The sequence below is a fragment of the Alteromonas salexigens genome (assembly GCF_025628895.1).
In the GTDB taxonomy this organism is placed as follows: Bacteria; Pseudomonadota; Gammaproteobacteria; order Enterobacterales; family Alteromonadaceae; genus Alteromonas; species Alteromonas salexigens.
This window is the reverse complement of the sequence record NZ_JAOTJC010000007.1, coordinates 437,041-444,198: the sequence shown is the minus strand read 5'-3', so window position 1 is coordinate 444,198 and position 7,158 is coordinate 437,041. Positions and strand designations below refer to the sequence as shown.

At 51.2% G+C, this 7,158-nt stretch carries 5 protein-coding genes; 1 reads left to right on the top strand and 4 read right to left on the bottom strand.

All coding sequences use genetic code 11. From position 1 onward, the window contains the following. Nucleotides 1–355: 355 nt before the first annotated feature. Nucleotides 356–727, bottom strand: a complete 372-nt coding sequence (locus tag OCL06_RS09475; RefSeq protein ID WP_262993840.1) for an EF-hand domain-containing protein — start codon at nt 725–727, stop codon at nt 356–358. Nucleotides 728–1,129: 402 nt separating this feature from the next. Here OCL06_RS09475 and OCL06_RS09470 point away from each other — a divergent pair, with 402 nt between their 5' ends. Beyond that, nucleotides 1,130–1,861, top strand: a complete 732-nt coding sequence (locus tag OCL06_RS09470) for a hypothetical protein (RefSeq protein WP_262993838.1) — start codon at nt 1,130–1,132, stop codon at nt 1,859–1,861. Here OCL06_RS09470 and OCL06_RS09465 read toward each other — a convergent pair. From OCL06_RS09465 to OCL06_RS09455, 3 genes are all read right to left on the bottom strand, one after another. Beyond that, nucleotides 1,826–2,608 carry a substrate-binding periplasmic protein gene (locus OCL06_RS09465; RefSeq protein WP_262993836.1) on the bottom strand — a complete coding sequence of 261 codons (783 nt, stop codon included), beginning with the start codon at nt 2,606–2,608 and terminating at the stop codon, nt 1,826–1,828. The two genes, OCL06_RS09470 and OCL06_RS09465, sit on opposite strands and share 36 nt — an antisense overlap. 72 nt (nt 2,609–2,680) lie before the next feature. Then, on the bottom strand, nt 2,681–5,749 hold the full coding sequence (locus OCL06_RS09460; protein WP_262993834.1) for an error-prone DNA polymerase: 3,069 nt from the start codon (nt 5,747–5,749) through the stop codon (nt 2,681–2,683). 6 nt (nt 5,750–5,755) lie between these two features. After that, nucleotides 5,756–7,150 carry a Y-family DNA polymerase gene (locus OCL06_RS09455; RefSeq protein WP_262993832.1) on the bottom strand — a complete coding sequence of 465 codons (1,395 nt, stop codon included), beginning with the start codon at nt 7,148–7,150 and terminating at the stop codon, nt 5,756–5,758. Nucleotides 7,151–7,158: the final 8 nt, after the last annotated feature.

The window sequence follows — 7,158 nt, the reverse complement described above, 5'->3', positions numbered from 1 at the left end:
ACTCAGAAGTGAAACATGTTAGCGGCGATGGTAGTGTGGGGATTCCCCATGTGAGAGTAGCACATCGCCAAGCTCCTATTCGATAAGAAGCCCGCTCAGTTGAGCGGGCTTTTTTCGTTTTAGCTCCCAGCAAACTGGCCAAATGCTACCCCGCGGTCATCCGATCCCGAAGGGGGATCCCATGGTCTCGCAGAGCTCGACCGTTCATCAATAGCGGAATGCCATTAGGCATTCCTTATCGTCTGCGACGACCGTGCTGAACCCCCAGTGTGAGTAGCATCGCTAAACTTATATTCGATAAGAAGCCTGCTCAGTTGAGTAGGCTTTGTGTATGAGGTTAGTTGCTGCTCAGGCTTTATTTAAAGTCCTTTTCCGAGACACCGCCTCGTTGTCTGAACTCTACATACTCCATACGTGATACTTTACCGTTGCCGTCGGCATCCATGTCTTCAAAGGTGGTGCCTACACCGAGTTCACCGGCTTCTTTCATCGTTACCTGGCCGTCACCATCGACGTCCAAAGACTCGAATTCGTTTTTCGCCACAGCATGTTGCTCTGCCTCGGCTTGCATTTGAGCTTCAACGGCCTCTTTATTTAAAGTTACTTCGCTTTGCGCCTCGAGTGATTCAGTCGTCTGCGCAGTGATGCTGTCTTGCGGGGTGGCAACTGATAACAAGGGGAAAGCAGCGAATGCGACGGTAGTCAGGCCTGCGATTACAATTTTCATGGTTAATCTCCTACTTTATGACTGTATATCGGTTACCCGGTTCATTGAATAAAAATATAGGCGACACAGGCCAGTATTTTTATACCGGGAAGACCGCACGGTGTTCTCTGTAGACTATCCATAATTCATGCCATAGAAATAACTAGCTAACTTTCAGTATGTTGAACAATAAAGCCTAATGTCACCATGCCTGGATCTGTCGCTAAAATGCCACGGAATAGGTAAAAAGTTACCTATCCTTACTCTATGAATTTAGGACTTTAGACTAATACAGGTAGCTATGTGGTTATCGATACGCATGTGATTAACTGATGAAAAGATTAACAAGTCCGAAAGTTGCAGTGATTAAATATTAACCACTGCTAAGGTTATATAGGATATGTAATTGGCAAGAGGCATGAAATGATCAGGTGGTTGGTGCGAAGTGCCATATTATATGCTTTGATCTGCATATCGTTTGTAGTGCATTCAGAAAATAGTCAGCGTAAACGCATTACCCTCGGTCTGGTCACGTTTCCGCCTTTAGTATTGCAGGGAGATGGGTACAGCCCCTGTACCGGGCCAGCCATCGACCTGACCAAAAATGTTCTTGAGCCTCAGGGCTTTGTGATTGATGTGGTATGTGCACCGGCGGCCAGGCTGACCTCATTAATTAAGCAGGACGCCATCGATCTGACCGTCACCATTAAAAGCCATGAGGCGCTACAGGGTGTGGTGACATTTCATGACGTACCTTTTGTTAAACTAAAACTCGTGCTGTTTTCTAATCCTGCAATTGCTAAAAGCCAAACCATTTCGGCTATACGGGGTTATGACTACCAGGGAATTAGAGATTCGCTTGCTTCGACGGGATTTCAGTTCGTGAATCTTAATACCGGTGAGGCAGCGAGCAGATTGTTCTTCAAGGAACGGACTTCCCACTTACTGACCTATTTACAGCCTTACCGTTATTACATTTCTAAATCCCACTTCTCGTTACCGAAAAGGATTGAGGTACAGGAGCTGGCTGAAATAGATACTTTCTATGGCGTCGCGAATAGCGGGAAATGGAAATGGGAATTGATAGATGCCTTAACCCTTTATGCGGACACGCATAACCTAGCCCGATTCACTCCCGTAGAAACGTTGCTGTAGTTGCTCGAGTATACTGTCGGGCCTTTGTAGCAGGTATTTGCTCTGCAGGCTGTTAATCACATCCCGATGAGTGGCAAGGAAAGTGTTTAGCTCATCAATGATGTCAGGGTGGTGCATGGTGGAAAGCATAAACCCCACATTGTCGTGTGGTAATGCAGGGTCCAGTGTGAAAGGGCCGTAATTAACTGCAGTTGACGTTAAATATTGCGTCACCGAATATTCAAGATTAGCAGCATCCACCCGGCCCCGTTCAAGCAGATACAGTGCAGAGAGAGTGTCAGTCACATGCACAAGCTGCGTTTGACGTGCGTCTACCCGGTGTTGCCAGTTTACCGGCGTAAACCCCAGCGGTATGGCCAATCGTCGAATACTATCAATGCCCCGGCCGACGTCTTCAGGTCTCACAATAGTGCCGCCTAGCGCACGGGTAAGAGGAGTAGAAAAAAACTTTTCTTCGGCGGGTACGTTCTGGTTATACCATTTAGGGTTATCGGGATAGACAAAATCCACGTTTCCCTTGCGTAATTCAAGCTGCAGGCGCTTTACCGGCATGTGATGATAAACCAGGGTGTGTCCGGACTGTTCGGCAAACACCTGAAGTATGGCCCAGGCTAACCCTTTGTCATCCGGTTTTGAAAAATCGTAATGGGGGTAATACTGGATGTCCTGCGCCCCTACCACGTAGGTCTCCGCCCAAAGCTTGCTGCTGAGTGCGATCACTAAAACGGTAATAACACCATACTTCATACTTACTCCCTTTCGGTAAGGTCAAGTTACCGTAAAGATCGCAAAGTGTAAATTTCCGAAAAATTAAATTTATCAGTGAAAGTCTCTTGACGGGACGTGCAGATTATCCAGCCATGCCGACCGGTCGGTCAGCTTGCCTGCAATGACATGGATCACCCCTTCCGGTGAACGCTCCAGTATGCCGTCGACCTGCAAAATGGATGCATTCAGGTACGCTGCTTGCTGTGCTCTGGCGGTGGCTTGCCAGATCACCGTGTTAATATTGCCGGTATCATCCTCGAGGGTGAGAAATGTGACCCCGGAAGCGGTGCCGGGCGCCTGCCTGCCGGTTACACAGCCAATCACATGCACGACCCCTTTATTGGGGACCTGGCTAAGCTGGCTGGCCGACGTCAACTTTGAGAAGTCATGATACTCACGCAGTAAGCCTATGGGGTGGGCATTCAGTGACACGGAAGTGGCCGCGTAGTCTTCAACCAGGCTATCTGATTTGGACGGGGTCAGGGCAAACGTAGAATACCCGTTTTGCTCTTCAAAAAGAGGCAGAGAGCGTTGTGTATCCATCAGCTCCCAGCGTGCAGCGTAGCGGTTGTTGCCAAATGCACGCAGGGCATCGGCACTGGCCAGCGCCTCCATATCATCCCGGTGGAGGCCAAGATGGTTCAGCGCATTCACTGATGTATAGCCGTGCTCTGGCCGACAGCTGGCTACCTGTCGAGCCCCCTGTTCAGATAGCCCCTTTACCAGGCGTAGGCCGAGCCGGATAGCCACGTTTTGCTGATGCTGCTCCAGACTGTGATCATAGTCTGAATGATTTACGCATACCGGGCGCACCTCAATATTATGCCGCCTGGCGTCCTGAATGAGTTGGCTGGGGGTATAAAATCCCATCGGCCAGCTGTTCAGTAATCCGGTATAAAACTCTGCCGGAAAATAGTGCTTTAACCAGCAGGAAACATACGCCAGCACTGCAAAGGATGCAGAGTGTGATTCCGGGAAACCATAACCGCCAAACCCCTTAATTTGCTCAAACACCTGGGTAGCATACGCTTCATCATAGCCTTTCTGTTGCATGCCCCTTACAAGCTTATCCCGGAACTCGTATATCCGGCCGTCTTTTTTCCAGCTGGCCATGGCGCGGCGCAACTGATCGGCTTCGCCACCTGAGAAACCGGCGGCGACCATGGCCAGCTGGATCACCTGTTCCTGAAAGATGGGCACACCCATAGTCCGAGACAGAACCCCGGCCACGGCGTCGGAGGGATAACTGACCGGCTCCCGGCCATGGCGACGCAGTAGGTAGGGATGAACCATATCTCCCTGGATCGGGCCCGGACGTACAATGGCTATTTGCACTACCAGATCGTAATAGCAACGTGGGCGTAAACGGGGCAGCATGCTCATTTGTGCGCGCGACTCAATCTGAAATACCCCGACCGTGTCGGCCTCACAAATCATGTCATAAACCTGGGGATCATCGCCCAGCCTGGTAATAAAAGGAATATCCGGCGCCACCGGATACCGCGCCTTTAAATAATCGAAGGTTTTACGGATAGCGGTAAGCATGCCCAGTGCCAGCACATCCACCTTGAGCAGTCCGAGGGTTTCCAGATCGTCTTTGTCCCATTGGATCACCGTGCGTTCCGGCATCGACGCATTCTCTATGGGGACCAGTTCATGTAACGGGCCGGAGGAAATCACAAACCCCCCGACATGCTGAGACAAGTGCCTGGGAAAGCCAAGCAGGCTCTCAACCAGTACCACCAGTTGCTTAACCGCTGGATTGTCCGGCGCCAGCCCAAGTTTACTGAGTTGACTCTGCCAGGGGATGGTGCGATCCCGGCGGTTGATTTTAGTAATAATGTAGCTAAGTTGTGATTCGGCAAAACCCAGAGCTTTACCTACGTCCCGAAACGCGCTTTTGAAGCGATAACAAATCACAGTGGCTGCCAGAGCGGTGCGCTCCCGACCGTACTTTTGATAAATATACTGAATCACTTCTTCACGACGTTCGTGCTCAAAGTCCACATCGATATCGGGCGGTTCGTCCCGCTCTTTAGAAATGAAACGCTCAAATAACACATTGATTTGCCGGGGATCCACTGCGGTAATTTCCAGGCAATAGCAAACCACCGAATTTGCCGCTGAGCCCCGGCCCTGATACAAAATAGACTGTGACTGGGCGAACTGCACAATGTCGTACAGGGTAAGAAAAAAATACTCGTACTGCTGCTCCGCAATTAATGTCAGTTCCTTTTCGATAAGCGCTCGGATGTCTTCGCTTACCCCCTCGGGAAAACGTCGCTGGATCCCGGCTTCCACACATTCCCGCAGGTAAGAGCCGGGGGTATGCCCGGCGGGCACCAATTCCGCCGGGTACTGATATTTGAGTTCCTGCAAGGAAAAATGGCACTGACCGGCAAGCTCTGACGCTGTTTGGATCCAGTCTGCAGGATACAATTTGCGCATTTTTTGGGCGGGGCGCAGGGCACGTTCAGCGTTGGCCAGTGCGTGTTGCCCCAGCTTAGCCACGGTGGTGCGCTCTCTGATAGCGTGCAGCACATGTTGCGTTGGCAGTCGGTCACGGTGGTGCATAAGCACACCGGTACAGGCTACCACCGGTAACGTATATGTCTGGCTCAAGCGGGTGTAGTTCTCGAAGCGTTCATGATCCGCGCCATCCAGTAAACGCTGGGCAGCAATCCAGCAGCGCTGGGCGTGAAAACGAACCAGCCAGTCGGCACGTTCGTTATCGGTTTCGGCATTACCACTGGGCAGCCAGAGGATAAGGCAATGACGGATTGAGGCCAGATCCCATTCTTCCAGTATATACTCGCCCTTATCAGCGCGTCGTCTGGCCTGGGTGATAATGCGACAGAGTTCAGAGTAGGCGGAGCGGGTAGGGCAGAGCAAGACAAACTCGAACTTGTGATAGCGAAAAAAGCTACCCACAATCAGATTCACCGGCAAGTTAGAGCGCTTAATTTCAGCGTAAGCTCTGACCACGCCCGCTACCGAGCATTCATCAGTGAGCGCCAGCGACTGGTACCCTAAAAAAGATGCAGTGGTGACCAGCTCTTCTGGTGAGGAGGCGCCGGTGAGGAAACTGAAATTCGACTGACAAAAGAGTTCACTGATCATGATTGCTCAGGCGTACAGACCCTGTACCCACCACTGTTGGTGATGATCACGATACACTTGCAGATAACGCCCATCTTCAGATTTTGCGATGAAATAATCCCGTTTTACCGACTGCTTGTCCCACCAGCCGGTGTGAATGCGAACCGGGCCAAAAGTGATCTGAGTGGCGGTGGTGAGCGGCAATGGGGGATCCAGTAAGAATGCAGGCTGCCAGCGACTGGGACTGGTTGGCTCAGGTAAATCGTCAGGCTCACTGAGCTTTTCTACCCGGTGCTCATTAGCCAGATGTGGCTGGCTTACACTCTGCTCCCCCAGACGGGCCTGCAGGCGGGATATTAATTGTTTGTGAGCAAAGTATTGTTGCCTGTTCTCAAAAAAATCCTGACTGTCCGGGTTGAGTGCTTCCAGTTGCTTCACTTCCAGCCCTACACTGATAACAGGTGCACTGAGCTGGACAGTGTCGAGTTGCAGCTCAGTGAGTGTACGCCATTGTTCAACCTGAAACTGCGGCTCTGCTGAGCGTACCTGAATCGTATCGGCGTCCGTCTCGCGGTAATACAGGGTGAAAGACAATTCACTGGTACAGCGGTTACTCAGCCGTAAATAGACGCAGAGCTCTTCCAGCAGACCAGTAATATAGGGCTGCAGATGCTGCGTGTTATCTATTTCGTAACCCACGTCGACACGGCGCTGAAAAGTATCACCGGGCCGGAACAGGGGATGGGTGGGGAAGGTTTCGCCCCGTACAGCGGTAATATAGCGTATTAGCTCGTTTGAAAAGCGTTGGCCCAGCTCAGCAAGAGGAAGCGCCAACAGTTGTTTAACTGTCTGGATCCCCACTCTGCTGAAGGATGCAGCTTGCTTATTGTCGAGTTGCAGACAAGCAACCGTGCAGCGTGCCAGACAACTGCGTATAGATTGACTGTCAGTGTTCAGCGCATTGCTGTTGGCCATAGCCAGTACCCGGGCACATTCCACAGACCAGCCACTGCCGAATGAGAAAGTGACCCCCATAGGGGATAATTCACGGGTTAGCGTAGACCAGGCTGCGGTCAGGGTGCCGTAATACTGACTGAGATTATCCAGCCGAACCGCCAGCGCAGCAGGGTTAAACACCACAATATCGGAGGCGACCTGATATAACCGGGCAGCAATGGCCTGTAAATGTGCTCGCTCAGTGTCTTCTGAATAATTCAATATTTGCAGGTTGGAAGCCAGAGCCGCGGCGTGGGCCAGCCCCATCCCAGGTTTCAGCTCAGCCTCTAATGCAGCATCATTGCACTGAACCAGAGTGTTATTCTGAGGATGATAAATCACCACCGGCTCGTGATCAGGGTGACCGGCGGTGCGGGCCAGAAAATCCAGTGTCAGCCTGGTAAACTGAATATATACCCACAACATTGCTTATC